At 60.2% G+C, this 20,965-nt stretch carries 18 protein-coding genes; 3 read left to right on the plus strand and 15 right to left on the minus strand.

Features of this window, described 5'->3' with window-relative positions; translation table 11 throughout:
* Positions 1-73 precede the first annotated feature (73 nt).
* The 3 genes from E1573_RS16410 to E1573_RS16420 form a co-directional block, all read right to left on the minus strand.
* Positions 74-3,235: a CusA/CzcA family heavy metal efflux RND transporter gene (locus E1573_RS16410; protein WP_133215550.1), complete on the minus strand. Its 3,162-nt coding sequence runs from the start codon at positions 3,233-3,235 to the stop codon at positions 74-76.
* A gap of 18 nt (positions 3,236-3,253) precedes the next feature.
* Complete coding sequence (locus E1573_RS16415) at positions 3,254-4,492, minus strand: efflux RND transporter periplasmic adaptor subunit (RefSeq protein ID WP_133215552.1); 1,239 nt, start codon at positions 4,490-4,492, stop codon at positions 3,254-3,256.
* Between the two features lie 63 nt (positions 4,493-4,555).
* Positions 4,556-5,809: a TolC family protein gene (locus E1573_RS16420; protein ID WP_133215554.1), complete on the minus strand. Its 1,254-nt coding sequence runs from the start codon at positions 5,807-5,809 to the stop codon at positions 4,556-4,558.
* A gap of 204 nt (positions 5,810-6,013) precedes the next feature.
* Here E1573_RS16420 and E1573_RS16425 point away from each other — a divergent pair, with 204 nt between their 5' ends.
* Complete coding sequence (locus E1573_RS16425; protein WP_133215556.1) at positions 6,014-6,688, plus strand: heavy metal response regulator transcription factor; 675 nt, start codon at positions 6,014-6,016, stop codon at positions 6,686-6,688.
* Positions 6,685-8,076: a heavy metal sensor histidine kinase gene (locus E1573_RS16430; RefSeq protein ID WP_133215558.1), complete on the plus strand. Its 1,392-nt coding sequence runs from the start codon at positions 6,685-6,687 to the stop codon at positions 8,074-8,076. The genes E1573_RS16425 and E1573_RS16430 overlap by 4 nt, the downstream gene beginning before the upstream one ends.
* A 59-nt stretch (positions 8,077-8,135) precedes the next feature.
* Here E1573_RS16430 and pdxJ read toward each other — a convergent pair whose 3' ends face one another.
* From pdxJ to rpoE, 10 genes are all read right to left on the minus strand, one after another.
* The gene (pdxJ, locus tag E1573_RS16435; RefSeq protein ID WP_371925176.1) at positions 8,136-8,861 is read right to left on the minus strand and encodes a pyridoxine 5'-phosphate synthase; all 726 of its coding nucleotides are present in this window, start codon (positions 8,859-8,861) and stop codon (positions 8,136-8,138) included.
* Between the two features lie 62 nt (positions 8,862-8,923).
* Positions 8,924-9,607 carry a DNA repair protein RecO gene (gene recO / locus E1573_RS16440; protein WP_133215562.1) on the minus strand — a complete coding sequence of 228 codons (684 nt, stop codon included), beginning with the start codon at positions 9,605-9,607 and terminating at the stop codon, positions 8,924-8,926.
* 57 nt (positions 9,608-9,664) lie between these two features.
* Positions 9,665-10,567 (minus strand): GTPase Era, encoded by a 903-nt coding sequence (gene era / locus E1573_RS16445; protein ID WP_133215564.1) that lies wholly within the window; start codon positions 10,565-10,567, stop codon positions 9,665-9,667.
* Positions 10,560-11,249, minus strand: coding sequence for a ribonuclease III (gene rnc, locus E1573_RS16450; RefSeq protein WP_133215566.1), 690 nt, complete (start codon positions 11,247-11,249; stop codon positions 10,560-10,562). Before rnc ends, era begins: the two co-directional genes overlap by 8 nt.
* Positions 11,250-11,426: 177 nt before the next feature.
* Complete coding sequence (gene lepB / locus E1573_RS16455) at positions 11,427-12,281, minus strand: signal peptidase I (protein ID WP_133215568.1); 855 nt, start codon at positions 12,279-12,281, stop codon at positions 11,427-11,429.
* Between the two features lie 5 nt (positions 12,282-12,286).
* Positions 12,287-14,086 carry a translation elongation factor 4 gene (lepA, locus tag E1573_RS16460; RefSeq protein WP_133215570.1) on the minus strand — a complete coding sequence of 600 codons (1,800 nt, stop codon included), beginning with the start codon at positions 14,084-14,086 and terminating at the stop codon, positions 12,287-12,289.
* A 220-nt stretch (positions 14,087-14,306) separates the two neighbouring features.
* Positions 14,307-15,689, minus strand: a complete 1,383-nt coding sequence (locus E1573_RS16465; protein WP_371925177.1) for a DegQ family serine endoprotease — start codon at positions 15,687-15,689, stop codon at positions 14,307-14,309.
* Positions 15,690-15,910: 221 nt separating this feature from the next.
* Positions 15,911-16,876, minus strand: a complete 966-nt coding sequence (locus tag E1573_RS16470; protein WP_133215574.1) for a MucB/RseB C-terminal domain-containing protein — start codon at positions 16,874-16,876, stop codon at positions 15,911-15,913.
* A 12-nt stretch (positions 16,877-16,888) separates the two neighbouring features.
* A complete protein-coding gene (locus tag E1573_RS16475; protein WP_133215576.1) occupies positions 16,889-17,479 on the minus strand; it encodes an RseA family anti-sigma factor in 591 nt (196 codons plus the stop codon).
* A gap of 31 nt (positions 17,480-17,510) precedes the next feature.
* Entirely contained in the window at positions 17,511-18,092 is a 582-nt protein-coding gene (gene rpoE, locus E1573_RS16480) for an RNA polymerase sigma factor RpoE (RefSeq protein WP_010220971.1), read from the minus strand.
* Between the two features lie 433 nt (positions 18,093-18,525).
* Between rpoE and nadB the strand changes: the two genes are divergently transcribed.
* Positions 18,526-20,142 carry an L-aspartate oxidase gene (gene nadB, locus E1573_RS16485; RefSeq protein ID WP_133215578.1) on the plus strand — a complete coding sequence of 539 codons (1,617 nt, stop codon included), beginning with the start codon at positions 18,526-18,528 and terminating at the stop codon, positions 20,140-20,142.
* Here nadB and E1573_RS16490 read toward each other — a convergent pair.
* Both E1573_RS16490 and E1573_RS16495 read right to left on the minus strand, forming a co-directional pair.
* Complete coding sequence (locus E1573_RS16490; RefSeq protein ID WP_133215579.1) at positions 20,111-20,563, minus strand: protein YgfX; 453 nt, start codon at positions 20,561-20,563, stop codon at positions 20,111-20,113. The genes nadB and E1573_RS16490 overlap by 32 nt on opposite strands.
* Positions 20,547-20,801: a succinate dehydrogenase assembly factor 2 gene (locus tag E1573_RS16495; protein WP_133215581.1), complete on the minus strand. Its 255-nt coding sequence runs from the start codon at positions 20,799-20,801 to the stop codon at positions 20,547-20,549. Before E1573_RS16495 ends, E1573_RS16490 begins: the two co-directional genes overlap by 17 nt.
* Positions 20,802-20,965 lie beyond the last annotated feature (164 nt).

Genomic DNA, 20,965 nt, shown 5'->3' on the forward strand with positions numbered 1-20,965 from the left:
CGCACGACGGCCGCTGATGCGGCCGCCGTGGGTATCCTGACAAGGGCTGAATAACTCGAAGATGAGCGTGAAATTACAGTTTCGTCACTTCCATGGCTTCTTGCGCTTCTTCCTTACGGTGAGCCCGGTAGTACAGTGCTGGCAACACCAACAGGGTCAACGCGGTGGACGACAGAATCCCGCCAATCACCACGGTCGCCAGCGGCCGCTGCACCTCGGCGCCAGTACCAGTGGCCAGGGCCATAGGGATAAAGCCGAGCGAGGCTACCAACGCGGTCATCAGCACCGGTCGCAGGCGGGTCAGTGCTCCTTCATCGATGGCCTGACGCAAGGGCCGTCCCTGCTCACGCAGACCACGGATGAAAGCGATCATCACCAGGCCGTTGAGCACCGCCACACCCGACAAAGCAATAAAACCCACTCCAGCCGAGATCGACAGCGGAATATCACGCAACCACAGCGCCACCACTCCTCCGGTCAAGGCAAACGGAATACCAGTGAACACCAGGAGGCCGTCCTTGAAGTTGTTGAACATCATGAACAGCAAGGCAAACACCAGCAGCAAGGCGACCGGCACCACCACCTGCAGACGCTGTGCTGCCGATTGCAGTTGCTCGAACTGCCCGCCCCAGCGAATCCAATAACCCGCCGGGATACTGACTTGACTCTCAATACGCTCACCGGCTTCTTCAACAAACGAACCGATATCACGACCACGCACGTTGGCGCTGACTACCACCAGGCGCTTACCGTCCTCGCGACTGACCTGGTTGGGCCCCTGCACCAATTGCAGGCTGGCAACGTCGGCCAGGGTGATAAAGCCGATCTGGCCATTGCTGGAAGTGCCCGCGGGCACCGGGATCAGCAACTGCGACAGCCCTTCGATGTCGGTCCGCAAGGTCTCGGACAAACGCACCACCATATCGAAGCGACGGTCGCCCTGGTACAGCGTACCGGCCTGACGCCCGCCCACTGCTACGGCAATGGTGTCCTGTACATCGCCGACATTGAGCCCGTAACGCGCCGCCTTGTCGCGGTCGACCTCAATGGTCAGCACCGGCAAGCCTGAGGTCTGCTCGACCTTGACCTCCGACGCCCCCGGTACCGCCTGCAGCGTTGCCGCAATCTGCCCGGCGGTGCGGTTGAGCTGCGCCATGTCATCGCCGAACACCTTGACCGCGACATCGCTACGTACCCCGGAAATCAACTCGTTGAACCGCAACTGAATCGGTTGCGACAACTCGTAGTTGCTGCCCGGCACCCGCGCACTGGCGCGCTGGATATCGGCGATCAATTGCTCACGTGACTTATCGGGGTCCGGCCACTGCTCTTGCGGTTTGAGCATCACGTAGCTGTCGGAAATGTTCGGCGGCATCGGGTCGGAGGCGATCTCGGCGGTACCGGTACGAGCGAACACCCGCTCCACCTCCGGCACCTGGCTCAGCACGCTTTGTTCCAGTTGCTGCTGCATGGCCACCGACTGGCTGAGACTTGTGCCCGGCACGCGCAATGCCTGCAAGGCGAAGTCTCCTTCACTCAGGCTCGGTACGAACTCACTGCCCATGCGGCTGGCCAGTACCCCGGACAACAGCACCATCACCGCAGCCAGGCTGAACGCCAGTGGCCGGTGGCCCATGACCCAACGCAGCAGCGGTGCATAGCCACGCTTGGCGCTGCGCATCAACAGGTTTTCGTCTTCCTTGACCTTGCCGGTGACAAACAGGGCAATCGCCGCAGGCACGAAGGTCACTGACAACAGCATGGCGCCGAGCAGGGCAATTACCACGGTGAACGCCATAGGGTGGAACATCTTGCCCTCAACACCACTCAAGGCAAAGATCGGCAGGTACACCACCATGATGATCAACTGCCCATAGATCAGTGGCCGACGCGCCTCACGGGCAGCATTGAACACTTCATGGAAACGCTCGGAGCGAGTCAACAGTCGACCATGATGCTGTTGGGCATGCGCCAGGCGCCGAATCGCGTTTTCCACGATCACCACCGCACCATCGACAATGATGCCGAAGTCCAGCGCCCCCAGGCTCATCAGGTTGGCACTGACTTTATTGCTGAACATGCCGGTAAAGGTGAACAGCATCGACAGCGGAATGATCATCGCGGTGATCAGCGCCGCACGGATGTTGCCCAGGAACAGGAACAGAATCACGATGACCAGGATCGCGCCTTCGATCAGGTTCTTCTTGACCGTGGCAATCGCCTTGTCGACCAGATTGGTACGGTCATACACCGTAACCGCGCTGACCCCTGGCGGCAGCGAACGGTTGATCTCCACCAGTTTCTGCGCCACCGCCTGCGACACCGTACGGCTGTTCTCGCCAATCAGCATGAACACCGTACCCAGCACCACTTCGCGGCCGTTCTCGGTCGCCGCACCACTGCGCAATTCTTTGCCGATGCCGACTTCCGCGACATGGCGCACACGGATCGGGCTGCCGTCGATGTTGGCCAGCACGATGTTGGCAATATCGTCGATTCCAGCCAGTTGCCCCGGCGCGCGAATCAGCAATTGTTCCCCGCGGCGCTCGATATAACCGGCGCCGACGTTGGCATTGTTACGCTCCAGGGCGGTAACCAGGTCTGCCAGGGTCAGCTTGTACGAGGCCAAGCGCTTGGGGTCAGGTGCGATCTGGTATTCCTTGGCGAAGCCGCCAATGGTGTTGATCTCCGCCACACCACGCACGTTGCGCAATTGTGGTTTGATGATCCAATCCTGAATCTCGCGCAGGTCGGTCGGCGTATACGGGCTACCATCCTCCTTGCGCGCATCCTCGGCGGCCTCCACAGTCCACAGGAAGATTTCCCCGAGGCCCGTGGAGATCGGCCCCATCGCTGCCTCTACACCTTCAGGCAGTTGCCCACGGGCCTGTTGCAAGCGCTCGTTGACCAGCTGGCGGGCGAAGAACAGGTCGGTGCCTTCCTCGAAGATCACCGTGACCTGCGACAACCCCGAGCGCGACAACGAACGGGTCTGTTCCAGGCCCGGCAATCCGGCCATGGCCGTTTCGATGGCAAAAGTAATGCGTTGCTCGGTTTCCAGCGGCGAAAAGCCGTCAGCCTGGGTATTGATCTGAACCTGGACGTTGGTGATGTCCGGGACGGCATCGATCGGCAGTTTCTGATAACTGGCGACTCCCAGCCCGGCCATCAGCAGCACCGCCAGCAGCACCATCCAGCGCTGCTCGATGGCAAATTGAATAAGGCGTTCGAACATGACAGGTACTCGCGCAGGTCAGTGGACGTGCTCGGCGCTGGCTTTGCCCAGCTCCGACTTGAGGACGAAACTGCCCGACGCCGCTACCTGCTGACCGGCGTGCAAGCCTTTGCGGATTTCGACGTAGCCATTGGCGCTGGTCCCCAGCTCCACCGCCTGGGCGACAAAGCCTTCACGGGTGCGTACAAACACGGTTGGCCGCTCTTCAAGGCTCTGAATGGCCTGGTCGGGTACGGCCAGCGCCACGTCAACGCGCTCGCTTGGCACCTGCACGGCCACAAACAGGCCTGGGCGCCACGCACCCTGCGGGTTGTCGAGGGACACACGAACAGTAGCGGTACGCGACTGCTCACCGAGCAAGCTGCCGACATGGCTGATTTTGCCTTCGACCTGTTCGTTCAGTTCGCTGGCAACAATGTTCACGGCCATGCCGCTACGCACTTTGCCCAGATCCCTCGGTGCCACGCCAAAGGTCGCCCAGACCCGTGACAGGTCAGACAGGGTGAAAGCAGCGCTGGTCTCGTTGACCACCTCGCCCGGCACCAGGTGCTTCTCGACGATCTGCCCGGCAAATGGCGCGCGCAACTCGTAACGGTTGCCACCTGCCAGCACTGTGGTGCCGCTCAGGGCACTGATTTTCTGGCGGGCATTGGCTTGGGCAATCTCGGCCTCCTGTAGGGCCTGACGGGCTTGCAGGTAATCCTGTTCGGCGGAAATGCCCTCTTGCCATAGATCTTTTTCCCGTTGATAGGTACTACGTGCCAACTCCAGACGACGCTGGCTGGCCGCCAGTTCACTGCGCTGCTCGGAAATCTGTGGGCTGGCGATGACGGCCAACAAATCACCGGCCTTGACCTGCTGACCGAGTACCACCGCAACCGATTCGACCACCCCGGCGGCTCTGGGCACCATATGCGCGGTACGGTCTTCGTCGAAGCGGATTTCCCCCGGCAGCGACAGGTTGCGTTGCAACTGGCGCGGCCCCGCAGCGGCCAGCTCGATACCGGCCAGGTCTATCTGCTCCTGGCTGAGGGTGATGTTCCCCTCCTCTTCCTCGTGCCCAGCTTCAGACTCGGCTTTACCGTGCCCGTGCTCGTCTTGCTCCGGCGCGTCGTGATCACCTTCGTCAGCATGATCATGGGCTGACGTCGAGGCGGCTGCCTGTGGTTGCGGACCGGTCTGGCGTGCCAGCAGCACGCCCAGCCCCAGGCCCAGCAACAAGGCAGCGATCAGCAGCGTTGCGGACTTCTTGTTCATGCAGTCTCCTTAGCACTCACCGCTGTACGCGGCGTCAATCAAAGCGGGGGAAATCGATCCGGCTCAGCGAGTGGCCAGGCTCAGGTCACCGAAAATGCGCTCAAGCCGCACCCGCGCTTCACTGCGCTGAGCCTGGGCCTCCAGGTACTGAAGGCGCGCGGCCACCAGGGTGCGCTGGGCATCGAGCACATCGAGGAAGGCAAACTTGCCGCGTTCAAAACCACGCGTGGCGGCGTCGACGGCGTTTTGCGCCGAAGGCAGAATCGAACGGTCGAAGTCCCGGACTTCCTGGCTGGCGGTGTTCCATTGCGCCAGGGCCTGGACCACTTCACTGCGCAAGCGCAATTCAGCGCCATTACGCTGGTCACGGGCCTGATCGGCACGGCGGGCGGCGGCCAGAATGTTGCCCTGGTTGCGGTCGAACAGCGGGATCGGCAACGACACGCCCACCACGTTGATACGCTCACGGTCGGTTTCGCTGTACTGGCTGCCAACGCTGACCGTCAGATCTGGAATCCGTTGTGTGCGTGCCAGGCTCAGCTCGGCCTCTTGCTGATCGATCTGTACCCGAGCGAGGCGCATGTCCGGCGTTTGTTCCAGCCGCTCCAGCAGCAGGGTACGGCTCGGCAACGCAGGGTCTTCGCTACCTGCGCTATCGACTCGGCTGAATTCAGCCAGCGGCGCCCCGGTGGTAGCCGCTAGCTGCTGGTAGGTAACGGTCAGTGCCTGTTGTGCACGTCCCAATTCCAGACGCACTTCCGACATCTGCACCTGTGCGCGCGTATCCTCCACTGGCGAGGCCACGCCCGCCTTGACCCGGCCCTGCACCACTTGCAGCGCTCGCTCACTCAAGCGCAAAGACTGCTCGGCCAGTTGCAAACCTTCCTGCGCCTGCAGCGCAGCCTGAAACGCACCCTTCACATCGGCGTGCAGTGCGTTGCGCTGCCGCTCAAGCTCAAGTTCCGCCAGCTGCGAACCGCGCCCGGCCACGTCCAGGCGTGCGCCGCGCTTGCCGCCCAGTTCGAACATCTGGCTGACACTGACCGTGGTGGTTTCCTTGCCATTGCGGGTGTCTTCTACTTCCCAGCCCACCTCGGGGTTAGGCAGTACCCCGGCCTGGCGCCGCTCACCTTCAGCGATATCGATACCCCAACGCGCGGCGGCCAGTTCGGGGTTGTTGGCCTGCGCAGTTTGCAGAGCCTTGTCGAGGGTCAGTACAGGGCCTTGGGCCATCGCCCATGAGGGCACGGCCAGCAATACCAGCATCAGCAGCATACGGCCACGGCCTGTGCCGGGCCTGTCCAGAGAGCAAAACATGGCGGGCTCCTGCGCCTTTTCAAGAGCCCGCACTGTAGTTATCGGGGTTTATCCTCAAGATGACTCGAAGATTACAAATCTGTAATCCAGCCATTACTGCGCAAAAGATGGCTTAGTATCCGCCGCTCGACGCCTGCCAAGCGCTTGACCCTGTAGTGACTTCAGGGTTGAGAATCACCGCCTTTTCTACCACCGAGTCATTTCATGCGCTTATTGATCATCGAGGACGAGCTTCGTACCGCCGACTACCTGCAACAGGGCCTGAGTGAAAACGGCTACATCGTCGATTGTGCCCACAGTGGTGCCGACGGCCTGCACCTGGCCCGCCAACAGGCCTACGACCTGATCATTCTCGACGTCAACCTGCCTGAACTCGATGGCTGGACAGTGCTGCAGCGCCTGCGTGCCGAGTCGAGCACCCGTATCATGATGCTCACCGCCCACGGTCGCCTCTCAGACCGGGTCAAAGGCCTGGACCTGGGGGCCGACGACTACCTGCTCAAGCCTTTCGAATTCCCCGAACTGCTGGCACGCATCCGCAGCCTGCTGCGCCGTAACGATCAGGCTCTGCAACCGAACACCTTGAAAGTTGCCGACCTTGAGCTGGACCCTGGCCGCCACCGGGCCTATCGCGCCGGCCAACGTATCGACCTGACCGCCAAGGAGTTCGCCCTGCTGCACTTGTTGATGCGCCAAAGTGGTGAAGTGTTGTCGCGCACCCAGATCATTTCCCTGGTCTGGGACATGAACTTCGATTGCGACACCAATGTGGTTGAAGTGTCGATCCGCCGCCTGCGGGCCAAGATCGATGACCCATTCGAAGACAAACTCATTCATACCCTGCGTGGCGTCGGCTATGTCCTTGAGGCCCGCGAATGAAACCGGCACGGCTTTCCCTGCGTCTGGGCCTGAGCGTCACCCTGATGGGCGCGGCCCTGGTACTGCTGCTGGCCTGCCTTGCGGTGTTCGCCCTGGATCATGAACTGGACAGCCGTGCGCAAAAAAGCCTGACAGCGAAGATGGCACAGATCGAACACGGCCTGAGCCTCGACCTCAAATCAGGAGATCTGCAAACTTCCGCCCATCCGCTGCTGGATGTGGTGATGGGCCACGACAACCTGAGCCTGAGCGTGATCGCCCTGACCGGTCGCCATTCGGCATTGCTGACCCTGGGCCCGGGGCTCGATGCTGAAGCACTGATGCTGATCCCCGGCAGCGCACAGCTAACCTTCAGCCAGTGGCGCGACAGCAGCGGCAATCACCTGCTGACCGCCTCACGGCTGTTGCGCTTGCAAGATGGCACCGAGGTGCGCGTACTGCTCACCGTCAACCGCGCCGACGACCACGGCTTGCTCCAAGCCTACCTGCGTTCAACGCTGCTGGCCCTGCCATTGCTGTTGTTACTGATCGGTTTTGGTGCCTGGAAGCTGGTACAGCGCAGCCTGATCCCGTTACGTCGGTTCAGCCAGGTTGCCGAGCAGGTATCTGCCCAGCAACTGGCCTTGCGCTTGCCCGTGGATGGCTTGCCGCAGGAGCTGTACGAACTGGCCAACAGCATAAACGTCATGCTCGACCGCCTCGACGGTGGTGTGCAGCAACTCTCGCAATTCTCGGACGATTTGGCCCATGAGCTACGCACCCCGATCAGCAACCTGATGGGCAAGGCACAGGTAACCCTGGCCCGCGAGCGCCCGGTCGAGCAATACAAGGATGTGCTGGAATCCAGCATTGAGGAACTCACCCGGCTCAGCCGCATCATCAATGACATGCTGTTCCTCGCCCAAGTCAGCCAGCCGCAGAGCCAGTTGCCGCTTAAACCAGTCAACCTGGCCGACGAAGCCAGGTGCGTCAGTGAGCTGTTCGAATTCGCCAGCGAACAGAAAGGCATCAACCTGCGTTTGCACGGTTGGGGCACGATCATGGCGGATCGACTGATGGTGCAACGGGCACTGTCGAACCTATTGAGCAATGCCATTCGCCACAGCCCTGAAGGGCAGCCTATCGACATTGCCGTTCAGCGCTGCGGTAATGAAGTCTGCGTATGGGTCGAAAATCGTGGGCCGGGCATCGAGCCGGGGCATCTGCCGTACTTGTTCGAACGCTTTTACCGCGCGGGATCGGGGCGTTCGCGGCTTGAGGGCGGAACCGGACTGGGGCTGGCGATCGTCAAATCGATCATGCAGTTGCATGGTGGGCGGGTTGAGGTGAGCAGCCAGTTGCAGGGATTGACGCGGTTCAGTTTGGTGTTTCCGGGGAGTGTGGAATGAATCGCGGGGCAAGCCCGCTCCCACCGGCTTGGTGGAAGCGGGCTTGCCCCGCGATCTGATCAATGCCGACTAGCCGCCACGATCAACGCTTTCATCTCAGCCACCGCCGACTTGAAGCCCACAAACAGGGCATGCGCTACCAGAGCGTGACCGATGTTCAGCTCGTTGATGCCCTTGATCGCAGCCACGGCTTCAACGTTGTGGTAATGCAGACCGTGACCGGCATTGACGATCAGCCCCTGAGCTAGGCCAAAAGCCACACCATCAGCGACGCGCTTGAGTTCTTCCGCCACCTCGGTCGGGGTTTCTGCGTCGGCATAGCGGCCGGTGTGCAGTTCGATCGCCGGGGCACCAACGCGGCGCGAAGCTTCGATCTGACGCTCGTCGGCATCGATAAACAGCGAGACTTCCGAACCCAGGCGCGACAAGCGTTCAACTGCGGCTTTGATTCGCGCTTCTTGGCCGGCCACATCCAGGCCACCTTCGGTGGTCAGTTCCTGACGGGTTTCCGGAACCAGGCAGATGTGCGCCGGGCGGATGCGCTCGGCAAACGCCATCATCTCTTCGGTGACACCCATTTCGAAGTTCATGCGCGTTTGCAGCACGTCCTTGAGCACCAGCACATCACGCTCCTGGATATGCCGACGGTCTTCGCGCAGGTGCACAGTAATGCCATCGGCACCAGCCTCTTCGGCATCCAGCGCGGCTTTGACCGGATCGGGGTAGCGCGTGCCGCGCGCCTGGCGCAGGGTCGCAACGTGGTCGATGTTGACGCCTAGGAGCATGCGGTTGCTTTGAGTCACGAAAAGGCTCTCCTGAAGATTGAGCCTGACAGCATACGTCGTGCTCAGCGCTTGCGAAACAGTTCCCGGCTGACCAATGGCCGCCCGCCCAAATGAACGGCCAACGCCTGGCGCATCAAGCGCTTGGCGGCACTCAAGGCTCCCGGCACATTCCAGTCGGCCTCGGCCATGGCCGCCAGCTCGTCGCCTCGGAACAAACCGGGTTGCAGCAGGTAAACACGCTCAAGCCCTGCATCCACCTGCAGGCGGTACAAGCCATCAAGCGCCACAGGCTCGCCATTGATGTCCTGGTCCAAGGCAAAGGCATACCCCAGCTCATCCAGTAACCGCCATTCGAAAGCCCGTAACAGCGGCTCCAGCGGTCGGCCGTCGGCCAAGGCCTGCAAGGTCGCTGCGTAATGGTCGAACAACTGCGGGAGCGGGTCTTCGGCGGGTAGCAAACGGATCAGCAATTCATTGAGGTACAGGCCGCTGAATAGGGCATCGCCATTGAGCCAGGCCGCTACGCCGACGCTGTCCAATCGCCCGACTGTCTTGAGCTCGCCACGGCCACGAAATTCGACTTCGAGCGGTACGAACGGACGCGCCTGGCTACCGCCTTTGCCACGCGCACGGCGCAACACCGCGCGTAGACGCCCTTGCGGGGTGAGGAAATCGACCAGCGCGCTGGTTTCACGATAGGCCCGACTGTGCAGCACGTAGGCCGGTTGACCGATTGGCAGGTCCATGGGCAGCGCTTCAGAAAAGGTTCGACCCGGCAGCGGACGCTACCGGGCCTGATGCGATCAGAGGTCGCCGTAGCCCAGCGAACGCAGGGCGCGCTCGTCATCGGACCAGCCGCCTTTGACCTTGACCCAGAGGTTGAGCATGACCTTGGCGTCGAACAGCACTTCCATGTCTTTGCGCGCCTCGGAACCGATACGCTTGATGCGCTCGCCCTTGTCGCCAATGATGATCTTCTTCTGACCGTCGCGTTCAACCAGGATCAGGGCGTGGATGTGCAGAACCTTGCCCTGCTGCTTGAACTCTTCGATTTCCACGGTGATCTGGTATGGAAGCTCCGCACCCAGCTGGCGCATGATCTTCTCGCGCACCAGTTCAGCGGCCAGGAAGCGGCTGCTGCGATCGGTGATCTGATCTTCCGGGAAAAAGTGATCATTTTCCGGCAGGTGTTTGGCGATCAGGCCTTCCAGCGCGTCAAGGTTATGCCCCTGCTGCGCGGAGATCGGTACGATTTCGGCGTTTGGCAGTTGCTCCTGCAGCCACTGCAGGTGCGGGATCAACTCAGCCTTCTCTTCGATCCGGTCGGTCTTGTTGATCGCCAGGATCACCGGGCCCTGCACGTACTGCACACGCTCCAGTACCAGTTGGTCCTCGTCGGTCCACTTGGTGCGATCAACCACGAAGATCACCACGTCAACGTCCTTCAGGGCGGCCGACGCTGTTTTATTCATGTAACGGTTGAGCGCCTTTTCGTTGCTCTTGTGCATACCCGGGGTATCGACGTAGATCGCCTGGATATCACCCTCGGTCTTGATCCCCAGCATGTTATGGCGGGTGGTCTGCGGCTTGCGCGAGGTGATTGCGAGCTTCTGGCCGAGGATGTGGTTGAGCAGGGTCGACTTGCCAACGTTCGGGCGGCCGACAATGGCGACGTAGCCGCAGCGGGTGGTATTCATATCAGTCATTGCCATTCTCCACGCCCAGGGCGATCAGTGCTGCAGCGGCCGCGACTTGCTCGGCGATACGCCGGCTCACGCCCTGCCCTCGGCTTTTTTCAGTCAAAAGGGTCACTTCACATTCGACGAAAAACGTCCGGCAATGGGGTTCACCTTGAATATCCACCACTTCATAGCGCGGCAGTTCGCAGCCCCGCGACTGCAGAAATTCCTGCAGACGGGTTTTCGGGTCTTTGTTGGTATCGACCAGGGTCAGGCTCTCGAATTCACCGGTCAGCCAGGCCAGCACCCGCTCGCGGGCGGTCTGCATGTCTGAGTCCAGGTAAATGGCGCCGATCAGTGCCTCAAGGGCATCAGCCAGGATCGATTCACGGCGAAAACCACCGCTTTTAAGTTCACCGGAGCCCAGGCGCAGATACTCTCCCAGGTCAAAACCACGGGCCAGTACCGCCAGGGTTTCGCCCTTCACCAAGCGCGCGCGCAAGCGCGACAACTGGCCTTCGCGGGCCTGAGGGAAACGCTCGAACAGCGCTTCACCGGCGACGAAGTTGAGGATTGCATCGCCAAGGAACTCTAGGCGCTCGTTGTTGCGCCCGGCAAAACTGCGGTGCGTCAGGGCCAGCAGCATCAGCTCCTGGTTCTTGAAGGTGTAACCGAGCTGGCGCTCGAGGCGGCTCAAAGAAACGCTCACAGTGTACCCACGCGCAGTTCGTGGTCGATATTCAACGCTTTGTTCAAATCAACATCCTGAAAGACTGTTTAGCTCATGCTGACCAGCGGTGGCGTATCAGAAGATCGACAGACCCTCTGAACACAGCCTATGCCAGAAATGCATTCGGCGCTGTCCCAGGACAGCGCCGTTGTGTTGTTACTGAATCAGGCCGACCCGCGACAGGTTCGGGAAGTGGCTGAGCTTAGGCTCTGGCCAGCTCATCCAGACCGCGAAGGCCTTGCCGACGATGTTCTGGTCCGGGACCATGCCATGCAGCGCCTTGGGAATATTAGGGTCATCCCAGTAGCGGCTGTCGTTGGAGTTGTCGCGGTTGTCGCCCATCATGAAGTAATGGCCGGCCGGGACTGTCCATTGCTGGTCAGGCGGCATGCGATAACGGCTCATTTCCTTGCGGATCAAGTGCTCTGCTTCGCCCAGCTTTTCCTTGTACAGCTCGGCGCTGCCCAGGGTGCCCGGCTCGGTTCCCACCAGTCGCTCGGCGACCGGTTGGCCGTTGACGAACAGCTTCTTGTCACTGGTGTAGCGGATCTGATCGCCCGGCAAGCCCACTACACGCTTGATGTAGTTGACGTTCGGGTCGCTCGGATAGCGGAACACCATCACATCACCGCGTTGCGGGTCACCGACTTCAATGACCTTTTTATCGATCACTGGCAGACGAATGCCATAGGAAAACTTGTTCACCAGAATGAAGTCGCCCACTTCCAGGGTCGGCTTCATCGACCCCGAAGGGATCTGGAAAGGCTCGACCAGAAACGACCGCAACACCAGCACGATGAACAATACCGGGAAGAACGACTTGCCGTACTCAACCAGCAACGGCTCCTTGTTCAACTGCTCGACCACGGCTATTTCGGGCTGGCTGACGCTGCCCTGATAGTTGGCGATTGCCGTACGCCGACGCGGCGCCAGGAACAGCAAATCAACCAAGGCCAGCAGACCGCAGACGGCAACGGCAATGACAAGCAACAGCGGGAAATTTAGTGACATAGGACCTAATTATCCAACCTGAGCACGGCGAGGAAGGCTTCTTGTGGAATTTCCACGTTACCGACCTGTTTCATGCGTTTCTTACCGGCCTTCTGCTTCTCCAACAGCTTGCGCTTACGGCTCACGTCACCACCGTAGCATTTGGCCAGTACGTTCTTTCTGAGCGCCTTGACAGTGGTTCGCGCCACAATCTGCCCGCCGATGGCGGCCTGGATTGCCACGTCGAACATCTGCCGAGGAATCAGTTCTTTCATCTTCTCGGTCAATGCGCGGCCCTTGTAGTGCGCATTGTCACGGTGCACGATCAGCGCCAGGGCGTCGACCTTGTCACCGTTGATCAGTACATCGAGCTTGACCAGGTTGGCCGACTGGTAGCGGTCAAAATGGTAGTCCAGCGAAGCATAGCCGCGGCTGGTGGACTTCAAGCGATCGAAGAAGTCCAGTACCACTTCGTTCATTGGCAGGTCGTAACGCACTTGCACCTGCGAACCGAGGAACTGCATGTCGCGCTGCACGCCACGCTTCTCGATGCACAGGGTAATGACGTTACCCAGGTGCTCCTGAGGCACAAGAATGGTGGCAGCGACGATCGGCTCGCGGAAGTCTTCTACCGAGGACAAATCCGGCAGCTTCGACGGGTTATCGACATAGATGGTTTCGCCGGTCTTGAGTTTGACCTCGAAAATTACGCTTGGCGCGGTGGTGATCAGGTCCAGGTCGTATTCGCGCTCCAGGCGCTCCTGGATGATCTCCATGTGCAGCATGCCGAGGAAGCCACAACGGAAGCCGAAGCCCAGGGCGTCGGAGCTTTCCGGCAGGTATTGCAGCGACGAGTCGTTGAGGGTCAGTTTCTGCAATGCATCACGAAAATCTTCGAAATCATCGGAACTGACCGGGAACAGGCCGGCATATACCTGAGGCTGAATGCGTTTAAAGCCTGGCAGTACTTCAACTTCCGGGGTGGAGCTCAGGGTCAGGGTATCGCCGACCGGGGCACCGTGAATGTCTTTGATGCTGGCGATGATGAAGCCCACTTCGCCGGCTTTGAGATCGGCGGTCTGGGTGTGCTTGGGGGTGAATACACCCACACTGTCGACCAGGTGAATCTTGCCGGTGGACTTGACCAGGATCTTGTCGCCCTTCTTCACGCGGCCATGACGCACGCGCACCAGGGAGACAACACCCAGGTAATTGTCGAACCAGGAGTCAATGATCAGTGCCTGCAACGGCGCGTCGATATTGCCTTCAGGCGCTGGGATGGTCTGGACCAGGCGCTCGAGCACCTCATCCACGCCCATACCGCTCTTGGCGCTGCAGGCTACGGCGTCGGTGGCGTCGATACCGATGATCTTCTCGATTTCTTCCTTGACCTTATCCGGATCGGCCTGGGGCAAGTCCATCTTGTTCAGCACCGGCATGACCTCAAGGCCCTGCTCGATGGCGGTGTAGCAGTTGGCGACCGACTGGGCTTCGACGCCCTGGCCGGCATCGACCACCAGCAACGCACCTTCACACGCCGCCAGCGAACGGCTGACTTCATAGGTGAAGTCAACGTGGCCGGGGGTATCAATGAAGTTCAGCTGGTAGGTTTTGCCGTCTTGCGCCTTGTAATGCAAGGTGACGCTGTGGGCTTTGATGGTAATACCGCGCTCACGCTCCAGGTCCATGGAGTCGAGCACCTGGGCTTCCATTTCACGGGCAGACAGGCCACCGCACATCTGAATGAAACGGTCCGCCAGCGTCGACTTGCCATGGTCAATGTGGGCGATGATGGAGAAATTGCGGATATGACTCAAATCACTCACGGGTCAACACTCAAAAAGGCTGCGGGCCGGACGCCCACCGAAAAATAGCCGGGAATTGTACCTGAAGCTGAAAGGTTATGGGAGATTCCATATCGCCTATCGCTCTCGCGGGGCAAGCCCGCTCCCACAGAATTACCAGCGAACCGATGGGAGCGGGCTTGCCCCGCAGATCAGGCACAAAAAAGGGCGACCAGGGCCGCCCTCTTCCGCTCTAGCCGGCTTACTCAGCCAGCTTGAAGGTGATGAAGCTGGCACGCCCCTGACGCAGAACGCGCATCGATACTGAACGGTTCTTCGGCAGTTCCTTGGCAATTTCAGTGAACTGCTTGGCCGAGAGGATCGCCTGATTGTTCAGGTGGCTGATCACGTCACCCGGACGCAGGCCGATCAACGCAGCAGGACCATCCTGCACTTCCTTGATGACCACGCCGCCCTTAAGCTCCAGCGTTTTCTTCTGCTCGGCCGTCAGGTCGGCCACGGAAACTCCGAGGCGATTACTGTTGCGCTCAACACTGCCGTTAGCGCTGGCGGTAATTTCAGCATCGTCATCCGGCAGCGCACCGACGGTGACATCCAGGCTTTGACGCTTGCCGTTGCGAATGATGTCCAGCTTGGCCGTGGCGCCATCTTTCAGGCTGCCAACCAGGTGCGGCAAGTCAGCGGACATGACGATCGGCTGGCCGTTCATGCTCAGGATCACGTCGCCTACCTGCAGGCCGCCTTTGGCCGCTGGGCCATCTTCCAGCACCTGGGCTACCAGCGCGCCGGCCGGTTTGTCCAGGCCGAAGGACTCAGCCAGGTCCTTGTTGACTTCCTGAATCACCACACCCAGCCAGCCACGGCTAACCTTGCCGTCTTTCTTCAACTGGTTGGAGACATCAATCGCCACGTCGATCGGGATGGCGAACGACAGGCCCATGAAACCACCGGAACGGGTGAAGATCTGCGAGTTGATACCCACCACTTCGCCATTCATGTTGAACAGCGGGCCACCGGAGTTACCGGGGTTGATCGCCACGTCGGTCTGGATGAATGGCACATAGGTGTCGTTCGGCAAGGTACGGCCCTTGGCACTGACGATACCTTTGGTCACCGAATGGTCAAAGCCAAACGGCGAACCGATGGCCAGCACCCACTCGCCGACTTTGAGCTTCTCGGAGTCGCCCAGCTTCACCGTCGGCAGGTTCTTGCCATCGACCTTGAGCAGTGCCACGTCGGTACGTGGGTCGGTACCGACCAGTTTGGCTTGCAGCTCGCTGCGGTCAGACAGGCGCACGATAATTTCGTCGGCGTCGGCGACCACGTGGTTGTTGGTCAGGACGTAACCGTCGCTGGAAATGATGAAGCCCGAACCCAGCGACTGTGCTTCACGCTGGCGGTCACCACGCGGGGAACGCGGCTGCTGCGGCATGTTGCGTTCAAAGAACTCGCGGAACATCGGCGGCAGGCCTTCGAGGTCTGGCATTTGCCCCGTCGCGTAGCGGCGATCAGGCAACTTCTGCTTGGTACTGATGTTCACCACCGCAGGCGAAGCCTGCTCGACCAGGGTGGTGAAGTCCGGCAGGGCTTCGGCCTGGGCAGCGGTGGCCACCTGACCGAGCATGAGCACGGCGGCGAACAACGATAGGTAGGTTTTCAAGCGTGGTATTGACATACGGCTCCCGTCACATCGAGCGTGGTTAGCAGTAGGGCCCTGCAGACGCAGGAAAGGCCAGACCCCGAAAGGACTGACCTATAGAAAAATTCTGAGTTTTTTGCAAACTGCAAAGCTTGCTAATCATGTCAGCCAAGGAATCCTCGACCGGCCAGCGCAGTATTTACTGTTCATTTTTGCGCCTGGGCATCCTGGGACCGCATCGACAGGGCAACTCGTTCGGCAGTACCGATCGGAATTTCCCCAACCACGGTGACCATCATCTCGCCTTTAGGCGTGGTCAAGCGCCGGGACACAGCGACCGTCGGCCCCAGCTGGGTGCGGATATCCGCTGCAGAACCGCCATCGAGCAGCTCAACGAACACCGAGAAGCGAGCCAGGCCATCATCGTACATCAGGCTGCTGACGGTGCCCTTACCTTGCGGATCTTTGCGCATGGAGCTGTTGACCAGTTCGAAACCTGGCGGAAGCCAGTCCGAACGCCAACCGGTGGCCGCTTGCGCTTCTTGCGTGGCGACCTGAGCAACAGGCTTGCACTGTTCACCCGCTTTAAGCTCGTCATCGGTCGGAGCGTCTTTGGTATCCAGGCGGGTGAACTGGAAGCGTTCCAGCAAGCGCCCCTTGTCATCGAGCATCAGCGATTTGAGTGGCAGGCCGGTTTCACGGTCCAGATGCAATTCAAACGCGTAGCGATGCTGATCACGCGGACTCAGGGTCACAATGACGGCTTGGCGATCAGCTACCCGGGACTTGCCAGCAATCCCAAGGTCATACCAGCTCATCAGTTTAAGAGGATCAAGTACTCGCGCGGTGGACTCCGGCGAACTCATCACGCCCGGTACCAGGTTTCCGCTTACGCACTGGGTACGCCCATCGACACGCACGACTTCCTGGGCTGAGCCATCGAGCTGCAACAAGCGCTCGCTGACCTTGCCCTCCTGGACCCGGTGCCAGATGTCGTGGGTGGAGAAGCTGCCATTACGCTCGTAAACGAAAGTACCCTGATAACTCTGCTGCTGTTCAGCCTGGGCCAACTTTTTCAGCCAATCGCCCGCTTCGGGCGAAGAGTTGGCAGCCAGGGCCGGCAGTGTCAGCCAGCCACCCAACAGCAGCGGTATGAGAGGTAGCGCGCGCATGATCCTCCTTACTTAACGGTTTTCCAGGCTGGCCGCGCGGGCATAAGGCAATGCGCTCTCAGTGCCCTTGAGGGCTGCTTCCTGAGCATGCTGGCGCAGATAGCCGGGCAGACGCTGGTCTTGCCAGCCGGATTGCCCCTGCAGCACGCCATTGGCCATCGGGCCTGGCTGTTCTGCACTCTCACTATAGCCTGCCAGCACGGCGGGGCCTTGAACTTGTGGTGCAATCACGCCTTGCTGGGCAGGTTGCTGCGCAGCCAGCTGAGCGCCACTGATTTCATCCTGGTTGTACAGGCGGACACCGGCCAGTACAGCGACGGTTACCGAAGCCGCAACAGCCAGACGCCCCAGGCTCCGCCAAGGACCACGATTGACCTTGACCGGCGCGGCTTCGTCAGCCAGCGCAGCAGAGACAGCAGCGGCGATATCCAGTTGTGGCAGCACCAGTTCCTTGTGCATGGCCGCACGGGCAACCTGATAGCGCGACCAGGTGGCACGGGTTTCGGCATCATCGACGGCGTTCAACACCCGACGTAATTCCAGTTCGTCCGCTTCGTTATCCATTACCGCGGACAGCGATTCCTGCAACGCTTCACGACTCATGGCGGTTCCTCTCTTGGCTGTCGCCGCTGTCTCAGGTTTCCTGCAACAACGGCTGCAGGGCTTTATCTATGGCCTCCCGAGCGCGGAAGATCCGGGAGCGCACGGTACCCACTGGACATTGCATGACGCTCGCAATGTCCTCGTAACTCAGACCATCGAATTCACGTAAAGTTAACGCCGTACGTAAATCTTCTGGCAGTTGCTGAATGGTCCGATGGACGGTGCCTTCGATCTCATCTCGCAACAACGCACGCTCGGGGGACTCCAGATCCTTGAGGCCATGATCGCCGTCGTAAAATTCCGCATCCTCGGAACTTACATCGCTGTCCGGTGGCCGCCGACCGCGGGACACCAGATAGTTCTTTGCCGTGTTAATGGCAATGCGGTACAGCCAGGTATAAAAAGCGCTGTCTCCGCGAAAATTACCAAGCGCTCGGTAAGCTTTGATGAAAGCTTCCTGCGCCACATCCTGGGCTTCATGGGTGTCGTGTACAAAACGCACGATCAACCCGAGAATCTTGTGCTGATACTTCAGCACCAACAGATCGAACGCTCGCCTGTCGCCACGCTGCACGCGCTCGACAAGCTGCTGATCCTCTTCCTGGGTTAGCATGAACACTCCTCAGTAAACGTGAAGGAGCGTTGCGAGAAGCATCGTTCAGGCTTGCAACCATAGACTCGGGCTTTTCGCAAAAGTTCTCCCCTCCAAGCAAGTTTCCTGCGGCCCTTGGTCGGCTCGCACGAAAAACGCAGCGCGGTCACGGCCGGCTGCGTCGATAATCGGGTCTCGAATACGCCAACAGTACCTTGATTATGGGCTACTGCCATGCGTCGCCACGGCATTGTCGTGTGCGGGCAACCTTCTATGGATATCCACACAGCATGGAAAGTTCCTTAGAAAGCGGCCAGGACTCTACAAGCGCCATTGGAAATCAGGGCCTTGAGGCTGCTATAAATGCAGCCGGTCCAGATTCACGATAGTTTCACAATGCCATACGCGCCTGACTATTGTGCCGATCCCCCCCTTCAGATACTAGTGTCCTGACATGAGCCAACAATTCCAACATGATGTCCTCGTGATCGGCAGCGGCGCCGCTGGTCTGAGCCTGGCGCTGAACCTTCCCGGTCATTTGCGCATCGCCGTGCTCAGCAAGGGCGATCTTGCCAACGGTTCGACTTATTGGGCCCAGGGCGGCGTTGCTGCCGTTCTGGACGACACCGATACCGTTCAATCACACGTCGAAGACACCCTCAATGCAGGGGGCGGCCTGTGCCATGAAGACGCCGTGCGCTTCACCGTCGAGCACAGCCGTGAAGCCATCCAGTGGCTGATCGACCAAGGCGTACCCTTCACCCGTGATGAACACGCCAGCGTCGATGACGGCGGCTTCGAGTTCCACCTGACCCGCGAAGGCGGCCACAGCCACCGACGCATAATCCACGCTGCCGATGCCACTGGCGCGGCGATTTTCACCACGTTGCTGGCCCAGGCACGGCAACGCACGAATATTGAACTGCTGGAACAACGGGTCGCCGTTGACTTGATCACCGAGCGACGCCTGGGTCAGGAGGGTGACCGCTGCCTGGGCGCTTACGTACTCAACCGCAATACCGGTGAAGTCGATACCTACGGCGCACGCTTCACCGTGCTTGCCACCGGTGGTGCAGCCAAGGTTTATCTGTACACCAGCAATCCCGATGGCGCATGCGGCGATGGCATTGCCATGGCCTGGCGTGCCGGCTGCCGGGTCGCCAACCTGGAATTCAATCAGTTCCACCCGACCTGCCTTTATCACCCGCAGGCCAAGAGCTTCCTGATCACTGAAGCCTTGCGTGGCGAAGGCGCCTTGTTGCGCCTGCCCAACGGCGAGCGCTTCATGCCACGTTTCGATCCGCGCGAAGAACTGGCACCGCGCGACATCGTGGCCCGCGCTATCGACCATGAAATGAAGCGCCTGGGCGTGGACTGCGTGTATCTGGACATCAGCCACAAACCTGACGACTTCATCAAAAGCCACTTCCCGACCATGTATGAACGCTGCCTGGCGTTTGGCATCGACATCACCCGCCAGCCGATCCCGGTGGTACCGGCGGCGCATTACACCTGCGGCGGTGTTATGGTCGACGACCGTGGCCACACCGATGTACCCGGCCTCTACGCCATTGGCGAAACCAGCTTCACCGGCCTGCACGGTGCTAACCGCATGGCCAGCAATTCACTGCTTGAATGCTTCGTCTACGGTCGCGCCGCCGCCAACGACATCGAAGCGAATCTGGACCAGGTGACCATGCCACGGGCACTGCCCTGCTGGGATGCCAGCCAGGTCACCGATTCTGACGAGGACGTGATCATCGCGCACAACTGGGACGAACTGCGGCGATTCATGTGGGACTACGTAGGGATCGTGCGCACCAGCAAACGCCTGCAACGCGCCGAGCACCGGGTGCGTTTGCTGCTGGATGAAATCGATGAGTTCTACAGCAACTACAAGGTCAGCCGCGACCTGATCGAGCTGCGCAACCTGGCCCAGGTGGCCGAGCTGATGATTCGTTGCGCCATGCAACGCAAGGAAAGCCGGGGCTTGCATTACACCCTGGACTATCCCGGTATGCTCAGCGAAGCCCGCGACACTATTCTGCAGCCGCCCACCTACGCCGACTGAACTTCAGGCGCACGCGCAGGCGCCGGTGTTGCACCGGCTCCAGCGCGTCATGGGTGATCGTCAAACCTTCACTGCAAAAACGCCCCGGCCTGCGGTAGCGCAGCACAATCAAGCCCGGCAGGGCCAGGCTGTCGGGGCGTAACTGGACGGGCTGCCAACCCTGGGCACGGCTGAACACCTGCCAGCCATCCCGATCACGGCGCAAACCACTGACTGCACAAGGATGGCTGAGCAGAATACGCCGGGGAATCACCCAGCCAGCGTGCAGCAGGCACAGTGTCATGCCCATCACCTGCTGCCACACAGGTACCTGCAAAAGGCTCAGTGCCAGCAACGCCAGCAACTGACTGGCCAGGTAGGCCGCCAGCAAGGTTGTCGAACCTTGCCAGCGACACACGAATTGCTCACTTGGGCTGGACACGATCCAGGATGATGCGAACCATACGCTGCAGCTCAGGGTCTTCGGACTCACTGCGCTCCATGAACCAACCGAACAGGTCCTGGTCTTCGCAGCCCAGCAGGCGCCAGTACAGGTCGCGGTCTTCCTGGCTCAAGGTTGAATAGACCTCCTGACTGAAAGGCACCAGCAACACGTCCAGTTCGAGCATGCCGCGGCGGCTGTGCCAAAAGAGCCGATTGAGTTCAATTTGTTCGACCATGGAGCCCTCCTAAAATAGGCCGCCAGTATACAGAGCCAGCGCCCGAGGGACACGAGACGTTGGTCCGTAGGTGTGAGCAAATAATGACAGAGGAACGCGCTCAACTACCTATTTTGCCAACAGCGCTCTATCATGTGCCCCAGTCTTACTACCCTGCGATGTCC

The sequence above is a fragment of the Pseudomonas sp. H9 genome (assembly GCF_004353925.1).
Classification (GTDB): domain Bacteria; phylum Pseudomonadota; class Gammaproteobacteria; order Pseudomonadales; family Pseudomonadaceae; genus Aquipseudomonas.